The organism is Streptomyces sp. HD, assembly GCF_028369295.1.
Lineage (GTDB): Bacteria > Actinomycetota > Actinomycetes > Streptomycetales > Streptomycetaceae > Streptomyces.
Genome location: NZ_JAQMYP010000023.1, coordinates 15,383 through 30,277, shown reverse-complemented (window position 1 = coordinate 30,277; position 14,895 = coordinate 15,383). Strand labels below are relative to the sequence as shown.

Annotated in this window: 13 protein-coding genes; 1 reads left to right on the top strand and 12 read right to left on the bottom strand. The window is 70.0% G+C overall.

The genetic code is table 11. The annotated features are described in order from the left end of the window. Positions 1-285: 285 nt before the first annotated feature. The 8 genes from pyrF to pyrR all read right to left on the bottom strand — a co-directional run bounded on the left by pyrF (position 286) and on the right by pyrR (position 10,313). Complete coding sequence (gene pyrF, locus POF73_RS22650) at positions 286-1,131, bottom strand: orotidine-5'-phosphate decarboxylase (protein WP_272118299.1); 846 nt, start codon at positions 1,129-1,131, stop codon at positions 286-288. Next, entirely contained in the window at positions 1,128-2,243 is a 1,116-nt protein-coding gene (locus tag POF73_RS22645; protein WP_272118298.1) for a quinone-dependent dihydroorotate dehydrogenase, read from the bottom strand. Before POF73_RS22645 ends, pyrF begins: the two co-directional genes overlap by 4 nt. A 77-nt stretch (positions 2,244-2,320) precedes the next feature. Continuing rightward, positions 2,321-5,629 (bottom strand): carbamoyl-phosphate synthase large subunit, encoded by a 3,309-nt coding sequence (gene carB / locus POF73_RS22640; RefSeq protein WP_272118296.1) that lies wholly within the window; start codon positions 5,627-5,629, stop codon positions 2,321-2,323. Beyond that, on the bottom strand, positions 5,622-6,764 hold the full coding sequence (gene carA, locus POF73_RS22635; RefSeq protein ID WP_272118293.1) for a glutamine-hydrolyzing carbamoyl-phosphate synthase small subunit: 1,143 nt from the start codon (positions 6,762-6,764) through the stop codon (positions 5,622-5,624). Before carA ends, carB begins: the two co-directional genes overlap by 8 nt. Then, positions 6,761-7,363 carry a PH-like domain-containing protein gene (locus tag POF73_RS22630; protein WP_272118291.1) on the bottom strand — a complete coding sequence of 201 codons (603 nt, stop codon included), beginning with the start codon at positions 7,361-7,363 and terminating at the stop codon, positions 6,761-6,763. The genes carA and POF73_RS22630 overlap by 4 nt, the downstream gene beginning before the upstream one ends. After that, complete coding sequence (locus POF73_RS22625) at positions 7,360-8,646, bottom strand: dihydroorotase (protein ID WP_272118289.1); 1,287 nt, start codon at positions 8,644-8,646, stop codon at positions 7,360-7,362. Before POF73_RS22625 ends, POF73_RS22630 begins: the two co-directional genes overlap by 4 nt. 5 nt (positions 8,647-8,651) lie before the next feature. Then, complete coding sequence (locus tag POF73_RS22620) at positions 8,652-9,629, bottom strand: aspartate carbamoyltransferase catalytic subunit (RefSeq protein WP_272118287.1); 978 nt, start codon at positions 9,627-9,629, stop codon at positions 8,652-8,654. Between the two features lie 111 nt (positions 9,630-9,740). Further along, entirely contained in the window at positions 9,741-10,313 is a 573-nt protein-coding gene (pyrR, locus tag POF73_RS22615; protein WP_272118285.1) for a bifunctional pyr operon transcriptional regulator/uracil phosphoribosyltransferase PyrR, read from the bottom strand. A gap of 253 nt (positions 10,314-10,566) precedes the next feature. Between pyrR and bldD the strand changes: the two genes are divergently transcribed. Further along, positions 10,567-11,070, top strand: a complete 504-nt coding sequence (gene bldD / locus POF73_RS22610; protein ID WP_004002691.1) for a transcriptional regulator BldD — start codon at positions 10,567-10,569, stop codon at positions 11,068-11,070. A gap of 185 nt (positions 11,071-11,255) precedes the next feature. On the opposite strand, the gene nusB is transcribed toward bldD, so the two are convergent. The 4 genes from nusB to POF73_RS22590 form a co-directional block, all read right to left on the bottom strand. After that, entirely contained in the window at positions 11,256-11,690 is a 435-nt protein-coding gene (nusB, locus tag POF73_RS22605) for a transcription antitermination factor NusB (RefSeq protein WP_272118280.1), read from the bottom strand. A gap of 2 nt (positions 11,691-11,692) precedes the next feature. Then, the gene (efp, locus tag POF73_RS22600; RefSeq protein WP_272118278.1) at positions 11,693-12,259 is read right to left on the bottom strand and encodes an elongation factor P; all 567 of its coding nucleotides are present in this window, start codon (positions 12,257-12,259) and stop codon (positions 11,693-11,695) included. Between the two features lie 59 nt (positions 12,260-12,318). Beyond that, positions 12,319-13,425: an aminopeptidase P family protein gene (locus tag POF73_RS22595; protein ID WP_272118276.1), complete on the bottom strand. Its 1,107-nt coding sequence runs from the start codon at positions 13,423-13,425 to the stop codon at positions 12,319-12,321. 414 nt (positions 13,426-13,839) lie between these two features. Next, positions 13,840-14,796, bottom strand: a complete 957-nt coding sequence (locus POF73_RS22590) for an AAA family ATPase (RefSeq protein WP_272118274.1) — start codon at positions 14,794-14,796, stop codon at positions 13,840-13,842. Positions 14,797-14,895 lie beyond the last annotated feature (99 nt).

Below are 14,895 nucleotides of genomic sequence, written 5' to 3'. Positions count from 1 at the left end.
TACGTCACCTCGGATGTCGAACTGTCGGATACGGACCGGTGAGGAACCTAGTCGCCCCACACCTGGGGAGCCACGAACAACACGCTTGCCCGTTGACTCTCGTCGGAGACTAGCGGGCAAGTCCGCCAGAGTCAGCGAGAACAGCGGAAAAGTCCTGGTCAGCCTCCGTCAGGCCGGACATTTAGGACATAATGCCCTGGATTTGAGGATGTATTCAGACTCAAGCCGACCCGGAGTCACTCATCGGAGGACTCGTCCGACCGCCTCGAACACCCCTGACGGCGGTCAGACGCCCGACACGGCGACCCGGACCTCGTCGGCGAAGCGTGACGCGGCCTCACGCAGCGCGACGACGTCGGGTCCGTGCCGCAGCACCCCCCGGCTGACATTCGGCACGACATTGCGCACCGCGGTGCCGAAGACACGCGGAAGATCGGCCGGCGTGGCGCCCTGCGCCCCGATGCCGGGCGCGAGGAGCGGACCGTTGATGTCGAGGTCGTAGGTGGACAGGTCGCCGAGCGTGGCGCCGACGACCGCCCCGAAGGACCCCATGGGCTCCTCGCCGGTGTTCTCGGCCGCCAGATGCGCCAGCATCGTCGCGCCGACGTTGCGGCCGTCCGCGCGGATCGCATGCTGGACCTCACCGCCCTCCGGGTTGGAGGTCAGCGCGAGCACGAACAGGCCGGTGCCGCTCTCGCGGGCGAGCGCGACGGCCGGTGAGAGCGAGCCGTAGCCCAGGTACGGCGAGACGGTCAGCGCGTCCGAGAACAGCGGGGAGTCCTTGCGGAGGAAGGACTCGGCGTACGCGGCCATGGTCGAGCCGATGTCGCCGCGCTTGGCGTCCATCACGACCAGCGCCCCGGCCGCCCGCGCCTCCTCGACCGACTTCTCCAGGACCGCGACGCCGCGCGAGCCGAAGCGCTCGAAGAACGCGCTCTGCGGCTTGAGCACGGCGACCCGGTCGGCCATCGCCTCGACGACCGTGCGGCTGAACCGCTCCAGGCCGGCCACGTCGTCGTTCAGGTCCCACTCGGCGAGCAGGGAGGCGTGCGGGTCGATGCCGACGCACAGCGGGCCGCGCTCGTCCATGACCCGGCGCAGTCGTGCGCCAAAGGGTTCCAGAGCACTCATACGGTCTTCCTTGCCTTCCTGACGTCGGCGCCGACCGCGTCGGCGAGGGTGGCGTACGGGCTGGTGCGCAGGCGGGCCGCGAGCCCCTTGTGGATGGCGCGGCCCCAGAAGGGGCCCTCGTAGATGAAGGCGCTGTATCCCTGGACCAGCGTGGCGCCCGCCAGGATGCGCTGCCAGGCGTCCTCGGCGTTCTCGATGCCGCCGACGCCCACCAGGGTGATCCGGTCGCCCACACGCGCGTACAGGCGCCGCAGCACCTCCAGGGAGCGTGCCTTCAGGGGTGCGCCGGAGAGACCGCCGGTCTCCTTGACCAGAGTGGGTTCGGATTTCAGACCGAGCCCCTCGCGCGCGATGGTGGTGTTCGTGGCGATGATCCCGTCCAGCCCCAGCTCGACGGCCAGGTCGGCGACCGCGTCGACGTCCTCGTCGGCGAGGTCGGGCGCGATCTTCACCAGGAGCGGGACGCGACGGTTCGCGACCGTACGGTCGGCGGCCTCGCGCACGGCGCTCAGCAGCGGGCGCAGCGCCTCGGTGGCCTGCAGGTTGCGCAGGCCGGGCGTGTTGGGCGAGGAGACGTTCACGACCAGGTAGTCGGCGTACGGCGCCAGCCGCTCGGTCGACTTCACGTAGTCGCCGACGGCCTCCGCCTCCGGGACGAGCTTGGTCTTGCCGATGTTGACGCCCACGACGGTCCTGAAGACCGGCGTACGGGACGCCAGGCGGGCCGCCACGGCCAGCGACCCCTCGTTGTTGAAGCCCATGCGGTTGATCAGCGCCCGGTCCTTCACGAGCCGGAACAGCCGCTTCTTGGGGTTGCCGGGCTGGGCCTCCCCGGTGACGGTGCCGATCTCGACGTGGTCGAAACCGAGCATCGACATCCCGTCGATGGCGACGGCGTTCTTGTCGAAGCCGGCGGCGAGCCCGAAGGGACCGTGCATGCGCAGCCCGAAGGCCTCGGTGCGCAGTTCCTCGTACCGGGGCGCGAGGGCGGCGGCGACGAACGTGCGCAGCACGGGGATGCGGACGGCGAGGCGGATCCAGCGGAAGGCCAGGTAGTGCGCCTGCTCAGGGTCCATCCGTTGGAAAACCAGACGGAAGAAAAGCTTGTACATGTCTCAGTGTCCTCTTGAAGCCTCAGGTGAGCCTCATGAAGAGGGGGACACCGTTTCCGGTGTCCCCCTCAGGGCTGCTAGTCGCGGGCCGCGGTCAGGTGTTCCGCGTGTTCCTGGAGCGAACGGACGCCCACGTCACCGTGGTTGAGGGCGTCGATGCCCTGGACGGCGGCGGCGAGCGCCTGGACCGTCGTCAGGCACGGGACCGACCGCGCCACCGCCGCCGTACGGATGTCGTAGCCGTCGAGGCGGCCGCCGGTGCCGTACGGGGTGTTGACGATGAGGTCGACCTCGCCGTCGTGGATGAGCTGGACGATGGTCTTCTCGCCGTTCGGGCCCTCGCCCTCGGACTGCTTGCGCACGACCGTGGCGTTGATGCCGTTGCGCTTGAGCACCTCGGCCGTGCCGGACGTGGCGAGCAACTCGAAGCCGTGGGCGACCAGTTCACGCGCGGGGAAGATCATCGAGCGCTTGTCGCGGTTGGCGACCGAGATGAAGGCGCGGCCCTTGGTGGGCAGCGGGCCGTAGGCGCCCGCCTGCGACTTCGCGTATGCCGTGCCGAAGACGGAGTCGATGCCCATGACCTCGCCGGTGGAGCGCATCTCCGGGCCGAGGACCGTGTCGACGCCGCGGCCGTGGATGTCACGGAAGCGCGACCACGGCATGACGGCCTCCTTGACGGAGATCGGCGCGTCGAGCGGCAGTTCGCCGCCGTCGCCTGTGGTCGGAAGGAGCCCCTCCGCGCGCAGTTCGGCGATGGTCGCGCCCAGCGAGATCCGGGCGGCGGCCTTCGCCAGCGGCACCGCGGTCGCCTTCGAGGTGAAGGGGACGGTGCGCGACGCGCGCGGGTTGGCCTCCAGGACGTACAGGATGTCGCCGGCCATCGCGAACTGGATGTTGATCAGGCCGCGTACGCCGACGCCCTTGGCGATGGCCTCCGTGGAGGCCCGCAGGCGCTTGATGTCGAAGCCGCCGAGCGTGATCGGGGGCAGCGCGCACGCCGAGTCGCCGGAGTGGATGCCGGCCTCCTCGATGTGCTCCATGACGCCACCGAGGTAGAGCTCGGTGCCGTCGTAGAGCGCGTCGACGTCGATCTCGATCGCGTCGTCCAGGAAGCGGTCGACGAGGACCGGCCGCGAGGGGCTGATCTCGGTCGACTCGGCGATGTAGGACTCCAGCCGGGTCTCGTCGTAGACGATCTCCATGCCGCGCCCGCCAAGGACGTACGAGGGCCGTACGAGGACCGGGTAGCCGATCTCGTCCGCGATGGCCTTGGCGCCCGCGAAGGTGGTCGCGGTGCCGTGCTTGGGGGCGGGCAGGCCCGCCTCGGCGAGGACGCGTCCGAAGGCGCCCCGGTCCTCGGCCGCGTGGATCGCCTCCGGCGAAGTGCCCACGATCGGCACGCCGTTGTCCTTCAGCGCCTGCGACAGACCCAGCGGGGTCTGGCCGCCGAGCTGCACGACGACGCCCGCCACCGGACCGGCCTGCTGCTCCGCGTGGACGATCTCCAGCACGTCTTCCAGCGTCAGCGGCTCGAAGTACAGGCGGTCGGAGGTGTCGTAGTCCGTGGAGACGGTCTCCGGGTTGCAGTTGACCATCACGGTCTCGTACCCGGCGTCGCTCAGCGCGAAGGAGGCGTGGACGCAGGAGTAGTCGAACTCGATGCCCTGGCCGATGCGGTTGGGACCGGAGCCCAGGATGATGACGGCCGGCTTCGCACGCGAGGCGACCTCGGTCTCCTCGTCGTAGGAGGAGTAGAAGTACGGCGTCCGCGCGGCGAACTCGGCGGCGCAGGTGTCGACCGTCTTGTAGACGGGGCGGATGCCGAGGGCGTGCCGCACCTCGCGGACGACGTCCTCGCGCAGCCCGCGGATCTCGCCGATCTGCTGGTCGGAGAAGCCGTGCCGCTTGGCCTCGGCCAGCAGCTCGGGGGTGAGCTTCGGGGCCTCGGCGAGCTCGTCGGCGATCTCCTTGATGAGGAAGAGCTGGTCGACGAACCAGGGGTCGATCTTCGTGTACTCGAAGACCTCCTCCGGGGTGGCGCCCGCGCGGATGGCCTGCATGACGGCGTTGATCCGGCCGTCGGTCGGGCGGACCGCCTCTTCGAGCAGCGCGGTCTTGTCGCCGGGCTCGCCGACGAACGTGAACTGGCTGCCCTTCTTCTCCAGCGAGCGCAGCGCCTTCTGGAAGGCCTCGGTGAAGTTGCGCCCGATGGCCATGGCCTCGCCGACCGACTTCATGGTGGTCGTGAGGGTGGAGTCGGCGCTCGGGAACTTCTCGAAGGCGAACCGCGGGGCCTTCACGACCACGTAGTCGAGCGTCGGCTCGAAGGAGGCCGGAGTCTCCTGCGTGATGTCGTTCGGGATCTCGTCGAGGCTGTAGCCGACGGCCAGCTTGGCGGCGATCTTGGCGATCGGGAAGCCGGTCGCCTTGGAGGCGAGCGCCGAGGACCGCGACACGCGCGGGTTCATCTCGATGACGATCACGCGACCGTCCTCGGGGTTCACCGCGAACTGGATGTTGCAGCCACCGGTGTCGACGCCGACCTCGCGGATCACGGCGATGCCGATGTCACGCAGGATCTGGTACTCGCGGTCGGTGAGCGTCATCGCGGGCGCGACGGTGATCGAGTCACCGGTGTGCACGCCCATCGGGTCGAAGTTCTCGATGGAGCAGACGACCACGACGTTGTCGTGCTTGTCGCGCATCAGCTCCAGCTCGTACTCCTTCCAGCCGAGGATGGACTCCTCCAGGAGCACCTCGGTGGTGGGCGAGAGGGTGAGGCCCTGGCCGGCGATGCGGCGCAGCTCCTCCTCGTTGTGCGCGAAGCCGGAGCCGGCGCCGCCCATGGTGAAGGACGGGCGGACGACGACCGGGTAGCCGCCGAGCGTCTCGACGCCCTTGAGGACGTCGTCCATGGAGTGGCAGATGACCGAGCGGGCGGACTCGCCGTGGCCGATCTTGGTGTGGACCGCGTCGACGACCAGCTTGAACTGGTCGCGGTCCTCGCCCTTGTGGATGGCCTCGACGTTGGCGCCGATCAGCTCGACGCCGTACTTCGCCAGCACGCCGTTCTCATGCAGGGAGATCGCCGTGTTGAGGGCCGTCTGGCCGCCCAGGGTGGGCAGCAGCGCGTCCGGCCGCTCCTTGGCGATGATCTTCTCGACGAACTCCGGGGTGATCGGCTCGACATAGGTGGCGTCGGCGATCTCCGGGTCGGTCATGATCGTCGCCGGGTTGGAGTTCACGAGGATGACGCGCAGACCCTCGGACTTCAGGACGCGGCACGCCTGCGTGCCGGAGTAGTCGAACTCGGCGGCCTGGCCGATGACGATCGGGCCGGAGCCGATGACCAGGACGGACTGGATATCGGTGCGCTTAGGCACGCTGGCCCTCCATCAGGGATACGAAGCGGTCGAACAGGTAGGCGGCGTCGTGCGGGCCCGCCGCCGCTTCGGGGTGGTACTGGACGCTGAAGGCCGGCTTGTCGAGGAGGTGGAGTCCCTCCACCACGTTGTCGTTGAGGCAGACGTGGGAGACCTCGGCGCGGCCGTAGGGGGTCTCGGAGACCTTGTCGGTCGGGGCGTCCACGGCGAAGCCGTGGTTGTGCGCGGTGACCTCGACCTTGCCCGTCGTACGGTCCTGCACGGGCTGGTTGATGCCGCGGTGGCCGTACTTCAGCTTGTAGGTGCCGAAGCCGAGGGCGCGGCCCAGGATCTGGTTGCCGAAGCAGATCCCGAAGAGCGGGGTGCCGCGCTCCAGGACCGCCTGCATGACGGAGACCGGGTGGTCGGCGGTGGCCGGGTCGCCGGGGCCGTTGGAGAAGAACACGCCGTCGGGGTTCACGGCGTACACGTCCTCGGCGGTCGCCGTGGCCGGCAGCACGTGCACCTCGATGCCGCGCTCGGCCATGCGGTGCGGGGTCATGCCCTTGATGCCGAGGTCGACGGCGGCGACGGTGAACTTCTTCGTACCGATCGCGGGGACGACGTACGCCTCCTTGGTGGCGACCTCGGCGGAGAGGTCGGCGCCCTTCATCTCGGGGGCCTGGCGGACCTCGGCGAGCATGGTGCCCTCGTCGGGCAGCGCGTTGCCGGAGAAGATGCCGACGCGCATGGCGCCGCGCTCACGCAGATGGCGGGTCAGCGCGCGCGTGTCGATGTTGGAGATCCCGACGACGCCCTGGTGGCGCAGCTCGTCGTCCAGTGAGCGCTTGGCGCGCCAGTTGGACGGCACGCGCGCGGGGTCGCGCACGACGTAGCCGGCGACCCAGATCTGCTTGCTCTCCGGGTCCTCGTCGTTGACGCCGGTGTTGCCGACGTGCGGGGCGGTCATCACGACGACCTGGCGGTGGTACGACGGGTCGGTGAGGGTCTCCTGGTAGCCGGTCATGCCGGTGGAGAACACGGCCTCGCCGAAGGTCACCCCCACGGCCCCGTAGGCACGGCCGCGGAAGATCCGGCCGTCCTCCAGGACGAGTACCGCGGGAACCTTCGTGGCTCCCCTAGTGGAGGTCGTCATCGTTCGGCGCCTTCCGTGCTGTTGTTGTCGATCATGGAGTTGTCGATCATGGAGTTAATGACGTCGACCCACTCGTTGTGCTCCGCCGCGTGGTCCGAGCGGAACCCTGAGTCGATCAGCCGTTCGCCGTGCGCCCAGGTCACGACGAGCAGCCCGCCCTCGGTGAGGACCTTGCCGGCGATGCCCTTGTCGAGCCGGGCCTCGCGCAGCTGTGCGGCTGGGACGAAGAAGTCGGCCGCGCCGGGGCGTACGACGTCCAGTCCCGTGTCCGTCAGCGTGAGCTCGACCCGGCTGCGGGTGCCGAGGCCGTGCGCCACGATGCGGTCCAGCCACTGACCGGCGGTGGTGGAGCCGTGGTAGCGGCCGCTCATGCTCAGTCTGGCCGGGCCGGGGTCGTCCGGCGCGCTGGGCAGCTCGGGCAGGTCGCCCTGGAGCGTGCCGCGCCACTTCCAGCCCTCGCGCATCAGCCAGTAGACGAGCGCGACGAAGAGGGCGAGTCCGACGACCCAGCCGATGCGGGCGGCCCAGTCGGTCACTTCGGCCGACTTCTGTCCGGCCGCGAGCCCGGTTCCGGCTGCGAGCAGTGTTGCAGGTGTCACGTGAGCTTCCCGTCGACGAGCGTGGCCTTGCCCCGCAGCCACGTGTGCGTCACACGGCCCGGCAGCTCACGCCCCTCGTACGGGGTGTTGCGGCTGCGCGAGGCGAAGCCCGCGGGGTCCACGGACCCACGGTATTCCGTGTCGACGAGCGTGAGGTTGGCGGGCTCACCAGCCGAGACGGGACGGCCGTGGCCCTTCGCCTGCCCGATCTGCGCGGGCTTGAAGGACATGCGCTCGGCAACCCCGGCCCAGGTGAGGAGCCCGGTGTCCACCATGGTCTCCTGCACGACCGACAACGCGGTCTCCAGGCCGACCATGCCCATGGCGGCCGCGGCCCACTCGCAGTCCTTGTCCTCGTGCGGGTGCGGGGCGTGGTCGGTGGCCACGATGTCGATCGTGCCGTCGGCGAGCGCCTCGCGCAGCGCCATCACGTCACGCTCGGTGCGCAGCGGCGGGTTCACTTTGTAGACCGGGTTGTAGCTGCGCACCAGCTCGTCGGTGAGGAGCAGGTGGTGCGGGGTGACCTCGGCGGTGACGTCGATGCCGCGGGACTTGGCCCAGCGGACGATCTCGACCGAGCCCGCGGTCGAGAGGTGGCAGATGTGCACGCGGGAGCCGACGTGCTCGGCGAGCAGGACATCCCGGGCGATGATCGATTCCTCGGCCACCGCGGGCCAGCCGCCGAGGCCCAGCTCGGCGGAGACGACACCCTCGTTCATCTGGGCGCCCTCGGTCAGCCGCGGCTCCTGCGCGTGCTGGGCGACGACTCCACCGAAGGCCTTCACGTACTCCAGGGCGCGGCGCATGATCACGGCGTCGTCGACGCACTTGCCGTCGTCGGAGAAGACGGTGACGCCCGCGGCCGACTCGTGCATGGCGCCCAGCTCGGCGAGCTTCTTGCCCTCCAGGCCGACGGTGACGGCGCCGATCGGCTGGACGTCGCAGTAGCCGTGTTCCTGGCCGAGCCGGTAGACCTGCTCGACGACGCCGGCGGTGTCGGCGACCGGGAAGGTGTTGGCCATGGCGAACACGGCCGTGTAGCCGCCGGAGGCCGCCGCGCGCGTGCCGGTCAGCACGGTCTCGGAGTCCTCGCGCCCGGGCTCGCGCAGGTGGGTGTGCAGGTCGACCAGACCCGGCATCAGCACCTTGCCCGCCGCCTCGACGACCTGGGCGCCCTCGTCCGAGAGCCCCGTGCCGACGGCCTCGATGACGGCGCCGTCGATCAGCACGTCCTGCTGCTCGCCGCCGAGCACCTTCGCACCACGGATCAGGATCTTGGTCATCGGTCTTACTTCTCCTCGGTACGGGTGTGGGTGACGGCGGGCTCGTTGCCGCCGAGCAGCAGGTACAGAACGGCCATCCGGATGGAGACTCCGTTTGCGACCTGCTCGATGGCGGTGCAGCGCTCCGAGTCGGCGACCTCGGCGGTGATCTCCATGCCGCGGACCATCGGACCGGGGTGCATCACGATCGCGTGCTCGGGCATCCGCGCCATGCGGTCGCCGTTCAGGCCGTAGCGCCGCGAGTACTCGCGCTCGGTCGGGAAGAACGCGGCGTTCATGCGCTCGCGCTGCACGCGCAGCATCATCACCGCGTCGGACTTGGTCAGCGTGGAGTCGAGGTCGTACGACACCTCGCAGGGCCAGGTCTCGACGCCGACCGGCACCAGGGTCGGCGGGGCGACCAGGGTGACCTCGGCGCCGAGGGTGTGCAGCAGGTCGACGTTGGAGCGGGCGACCCGCCCGTGCAGGATGTCGCCGACGATCGTGATCCGCTTGCCGGCGAGGTCCTGGCCGAGCCCGGCGTCCCGGCCGACCAGGCGCCGCCGCATGGTGAAGGCGTCCAACAGGGCCTGCGTCGGGTGCTGGTGGGTGCCGTCGCCGGCGTTGATGACGGCCGCGTCGATCCAGCCGGAGTTGGCCAGCCGGTACGGCGCTCCGGAGGCACCGTGCCGGATGACCACGGCGTCGACGCCCATGGCCTCCAGGGTCTGGGCGGTGTCCTTCAGGGACTCGCCCTTGGAGACGCTCGATCCCTTGGCGGTGAAGTTGATGACGTCCGCGGACAGCCGCTTCTCGGCCGCCTCGAAGGAGATACGCGTGCGCGTGGAGTCCTCGAAGAAGAGGTTCACGACGGTCCGGCCGCGCAGGGTCGGCAACTTCTTGATCGGCCGGTCGGCGACCCGGGCCATCTCCTCGGCGGTGTCGAGGATCAGGACGGCGTCGTCGCGGGTGAGGTCGGCGGCCGAGATGAGATGACGCTGCATCTGTCAGGCTCCGTAAGGCAGTTCGTTCGGGAGAACGGGAGATTTGGGGCAGACGGGTGCGCGCGAGGGCGCGCTGAGCGGGCGTACGGCAGCTGCCGTACGCCGTGGGCGCTACTGGGAGGTCTGCTTGGCGCCGAGCAGCACGGTGTCGCGACCGTCCTCCTCGGCGAGCTGGACCTTGACCGTCTCCCGCAGCGACGTGGGGATGTTCTTGCCGACGTAGTCGGCGCGGATGGGCAGTTCGCGGTGGCCGCGGTCGACGAGGACCGCGAGCTGGACCGCGCGAGGGCGCCCGATGTCGTTCAGCGCGTCGAGGGCGGCGCGGATGGTGCGGCCGGAGAAGAGGACGTCGTCGACGAGGATGACGAGGCGCCCGTCGATGCCGTCACCGGGGATCTCGGTGCGGGCCAGCGCGCGCGGCGGGTGCATGCGCAGGTCGTCGCGGTACATGGTGATGTCGAGCGAGCCGAGCGAGATCTTGCGCTCGGTGATCTCCTCCAGCTTGGCGGCGAGCCGCTGGGCGAGGAAGACGCCTCGGGTGGGAATACCGAGGAGCACCACGTCGTCGGCGCCCTTGGCGCGTTCGACGATCTCGTGGGCGATGCGGGTCAACACCCGCGCGATGTCAGGGCCTTCGAGAACGGGCCTGGCGTCGGACGCCTGAGTGTCCTGCTGCCTGTCCATACGAAAAGGACCTCCTTCTCCGCCTCACGGGACGGACCTTAAAGGACGTCTGGTTTGCGCCATCCACGGTAGCAGGCCACCGACACGCCTCCCGTCACCCCCCTGGCCCAATCGGCCACCGATAGCACGGAAGAGTCGGTGTGGACCATTCGGCTTGACGCGCCAGAGTAACGCTGCGTAACCTCACAGTGAGTTACCAACCGCGCGGCATGGAACCCAAGCCAGTCGCGTCGACCCAGTGCCGGGGAGCTATATGTCCAGCGAATACGCCAAACAGCTCGGGGCCAAGCTCCGGGCCATCCGCACCCAGCAGGGCCTTTCTCTTCACGGTGTCGAGGAGAAGTCCCAGGGACGCTGGAAGGCCGTCGTGGTCGGTTCGTACGAGCGCGGCGACCGCGCCGTGACCGTGCAGCGCCTCGCCGAGCTGGCGGATTTCTACGGCGTTCCGGTGCAGGAGCTGCTGCCGGGGACCACCCCGGGCGGTGCGGCCGAGCCGCCGCCGAAGCTGGTCCTGGACCTGGAGCGGCTGGCCCACGTGCCGGCCGAGAAGGCGGGTCCGCTGCAGCGGTACGCCGCGACGATCCAGTCGCAGCGCGGTGACTACAACGGCAAGGTGCTCTCGATCCGCCAGGACGACCTGCGCACACTCGCCGTCATTTATGACCAGTCCCCCTCGGTCCTCACCGAACAGTTGATCAGCTGGGGTGTGCTGGACGCGGACGCGCGTCGCGCGGTCTCCCACGCCGAGGAGAGCTGAGCACTCCCCCAGGGTTGAGTTCTTTCAGCAGAAACGTGCCGCCGGGGTGGCCGGAACTATGCGGTTCCGGCCACCCCGGCGGCGTTCTGCGGGCCTGAGAGGGTCCGTGAGACGCAAGGGACGCAGGAAACGCCGGAGGGCCCGCAGCAGCGATGCTGCGGGCCCTCCGGCGTGTTCGAAGATCCCTACGCTTCCTCTCGGCGCAGCGAGGACTTCAGGTCCTTGAGCCGGCCGAGGAGGCCGTTCACGAACGAGGGCGACTCGTCCGTGGAGAACTCCTTCGCCAGCTGCACCATCTCGTCGAGCACGACCGCGTCCGGGGTCTCGTCGACCCAGATCAGCTCGTACGCACCGAGGCGCAGGACGTTGCGGTCCACGACCGGCATCCGGTCGAGCGTCCAGCCGACGGAGTACTGCGCGATCAGCTCGTCGATCCGCCTCGCGTGCGCCGCGTAGCCCTCGACCAGCTGCATCGTGTACTCGCTCACCGGCGGCTGCCGGGTGTCGTCCCGGGAGAGCCGGATCCAGTCCGCGAGGACCGTCAGGACATCGGCGTCGCGCTGGTCGCCCTCGAAGAGGATCTGGAAGGCACGCTTGCGGGCCGTGTTGCGGGCAGCCACGGTTAGCTGTTCACCCGGCCGAGGTAGTCGCTCGTGCGGGTGTCGACCTTGATCTTCTCACCGGTGGTGATGAAGAGCGGGACGTTGATCTGGTGACCGGTCTCCAGGATGGCGGGCTTGGTGCCGCCGGTGGAGCGGTCGCCCTGGACGCCCGGCTCGGTCTCCTTGATGACGAGCTCGACGGCGGCCGGCAGCTCGACGAAGAGCACCTCGCCCTCGTGCTGCGCGACGGTGGCGGTGAAGCCCTCGATGAGGAAGTTGGCGGCGTCGCCCACGGCCTTGCGGTCGACCATGAGCTGGTCGTAGGTCTCCATGTCCATGAAGACGAAGTACTCGCCGTCCATGTACGAGAACTGCATGTCGCGCTTGTCGACAGTGGCCGTCTCGACCTTGACGCCGGCGTTGAAGGTCTTGTCGACCACCTTGCCGGACAGCACGTTCTTGAGCTTGGTGCGCACGAAGGCCGGGCCCTTGCCGGGCTTGACGTGCTGGAACTCGACGACGGACCACAGCTGGCCGCCATCGAGCTTGAGCACCATGCCGTTCTTGAGGTCGTTCGTGGAAGCCACGGTTGCGGAATCTCCTGGACTGACGTGGACGACCCCGGCGCACGCGCGTAGCCGATGAGCTAGAGCGCGAGCAGCTCCTTGGTCGTGATGGTGAGTAGCTCGGGTCCGCCGTCCGCCTCGGGGCGAACGACGAGCGTGTCATCGATCCGGACACCGCCCCGGCCCGGGAGGTGGACCCCCGGTTCGACGGTGACCGGCACGCAAGCGTCCAGTTTACCCATGGCCGCAGGAGCCAACTGCGGGTCCTCGTCGATTTCGAGTCCGACACCGTGGCCGGTGAGGGCTGGCAGGCCCTCGTGGTACCCGGCGGAGTCCAGCACCTGACGTGCGGCACGGTCCACGTCACGGTACGCGGCGCCGGGCGCCAGGGCCTCCCGTCCGGCGCGCTGAGCGGCGAAGACGAGGTCGTACAACTCGATCTGCCAGTCGGCGGGGGACGTACCGATCACGAAGGTCCGGCCGATCTCACACCGGTAGCCGCGGTACGTGGCCCCGAGGCAGACGGAGAGGAAGTCGCCCTCCTCGACACGGCGGTCGGTGGGCCGATGGGCGCGTCGCCCGGCGTTCGGGCCGGTGGCGACGGAGGTGGGGAAGGCGGGGCCGTCGGCGCCGTGATCGACCAGGCGCCGTTCGAGTTCGAGGGCGAGGTGACGCTCGGTGCGGCCGACGAGGATCGATTCGAGGAGCTCGCCGAGGGCCTGGTCGGCGATCTCGGCGCCGATCCGGAGGCAGGAGATCTCCTCCTCGTCCTTCACCACCCTGAGCTGCTCCACGGCTCCGCCCAGGTCGGCGAGGCGCAGCCGCGGGACGACCGAGCGGATGGCTCTGTGCCGGGCCACGGTGAGGTGATGTTCCTCCACGGCGAGGGAGTCCCCGCCCTGCGCCGACGCGAGGTCGGCCGCGGCGACGGCGGGGTCGCCCCCGGGGCCGGGGAGGGTGTGGATCGGCAGTGCCTCGTCGGGGCGGCCCTGCGTCGACTGGTCCTCGGGTGGTCCCGCGCAGACCAGCAGGTCCTGGGTTCTGCCCAGCAGCAGTACGGCGCCGTGCGGGGCGGCACCCGCGAGGTAGCGCACGTTGGCGGGGCGGGAGACGAGTGCTGCCGCGCTGCCGGCCGCGCTGCACTGCTCCCGTAGCCGTGATCGGCGGGCCGCGTAGACCTCTGACATGACCCGAGCGTATGGGCTCCGCCGGGTTGGTGCCGGTTGGGGACGTCCGAGTGGGCGGTGCCCGGAATGTGCGGGTTGAGGGAGTGCAGGCCGGGAGACGAGGTGCGCGTGGGGTTGTGTGCCGTCTGCGGGTGAGTGGGGGTTTCTCGCGCAGTTCCCCGCGCCCCTTCTAGGGGGTGTTGTGAAAGTCCCGTGCGGTGCCCGCGCCCGCCGCGGCAGCGGCTGGTGTCACAGCCGGTGCGTGCCCTCGGCGTGCCGGACGAAGGCCCTCGTAGCGGAGCTACTTGGGCCTTTGGCCGGTGCGGCGAGTGGGGGCACCTCCCACGCCCTTAAGGCAGTGGGGGAGCGTGCCGGGCGCCGTGGGTGCTGTGCGGGACTTTCACAACACCCCCTCGGGGCGTCCAGTCACCTTGCCTACCACTTCGGGGGGCTTGCTATTGATCTTGCCAGCACGTCGTCCAGGACCTGGGCCGTCTGTGGGACGTCCAGCTGGGAGTTGTCGATGATCGGCAGGCCCGAGCCGTACCAGCCCGCCATGCGGCCGTGGATCCGCGCGACCTCCTCGTCGGTGAGGCGGCGGTTGCCCGAGCGCTCGGCGTTGCGCTCCAGGACTATCTCCAGGCCCGGGAGCAGGACGACCGGCAGCAGCCCGGGGCCGACATGGCGCTTCCAGCCGCCGAGGCCGACCACGGGGCGGTCCGGGAAGACCGCGTCGTCGAGGATGCACGAGATGCCGTTGGCCAGGAAGTTCCGCGCGGCGAAGCCGCAGGTGCGGCGGGCCAGGCGGTACTGGGCCTCGGAGTGGTCGTTCCACCCGGACTGGGGGTCGGCGAAGCCCGAGCGGACCCATTCACGTACGTCGTCGAGGCTTATGTGGGCCGTGGGGACCCTTCGGTGGTCGGCCCAGAACTTGGCGACGCTCGTCTTGCCCGCCCCGGCCGGCCCGATGAGCAGCACCGCGAGGGTCGTGGTCGTCGGGTCGGGCGCCGCGGTGGCGGGCGGGGCCGGCGGCATGGCGACGGGGCCGCCGGGCGGCAGCTGGACATGACCCGTGGTCTCCGGCGTCGGCGGCGCCTGGATGTGGTGCGGCGTGGGCGGGACCGGGCCGGGGGCGGTGAAGCCCGGTGCCGGAGGCGGCGGGGGTACCGGGGCGGAGCCCTGGTGCGAGGCCGGTCCCGGATGGGAGGCAGGTCCCGGGTGCGGGACGGATCCGGGGTGCGGGGCAGGTCCCTGGTGCGGTGCGGGTCCCTGGTGCGGTGCGGGTCCCTGGGGTGTGCCCGGGTGGTGCGAACCCGGGTGTTGTCCGGCCGGGGACCAGCCGTGCCCCGACTGGTGGGGCGGCGGCAGCGGAGAACCCACTGCGTGCTGCATCCGGTGCCACTCCGTCTCGTCTTCCATGGCCATTGGCGCTGGTGGCAGGGCACGAACCCCGCTCTCCCCCACCACCCGAACGGCTTGGTGGGACCCCAT

What these genes read in the sequence shown, in the direction of transcription:
- POF73_RS22625 (WP_272118289.1), bottom strand. Translation starts at nt 8,646, where the DNA reads ATGACCAAGATCCTGATCCGTGGTGCGAAGGTGCTCGGCGGCGAGCAG.
- POF73_RS22645 (WP_272118298.1), bottom strand. Translation starts at nt 2,243, where the DNA reads ATGTACAAGCTTTTCTTCCGTCTGGTTTTCCAACGGATGGACCCTGAG.
- carA (WP_272118293.1), bottom strand. Translation starts at nt 6,764, where the DNA reads ATGACGACCTCCACTAGGGGAGCCACGAAGGTTCCCGCGGTACTCGTC.
- pyrR (WP_272118285.1), bottom strand. Translation starts at nt 10,313, where the DNA reads ATGGACAGGCAGCAGGACACTCAGGCGTCCGACGCCAGGCCCGTTCTC.
- POF73_RS22620 (WP_272118287.1), bottom strand. Translation starts at nt 9,629, where the DNA reads ATGCAGCGTCATCTCATCTCGGCCGCCGACCTCACCCGCGACGACGCC.
- bldD (WP_004002691.1), top strand. Translation starts at nt 10,567, where the DNA reads ATGTCCAGCGAATACGCCAAACAGCTCGGGGCCAAGCTCCGGGCCATC.
- pyrF (WP_272118299.1), bottom strand. Translation starts at nt 1,131, where the DNA reads ATGAGTGCTCTGGAACCCTTTGGCGCACGACTGCGCCGGGTCATGGAC.
- POF73_RS22590 (WP_272118274.1), bottom strand. Translation starts at nt 14,796, where the DNA reads ATGCAGCACGCAGTGGGTTCTCCGCTGCCGCCGCCCCACCAGTCGGGG.
- POF73_RS22595 (WP_272118276.1), bottom strand. Translation starts at nt 13,425, where the DNA reads ATGTCAGAGGTCTACGCGGCCCGCCGATCACGGCTACGGGAGCAGTGC.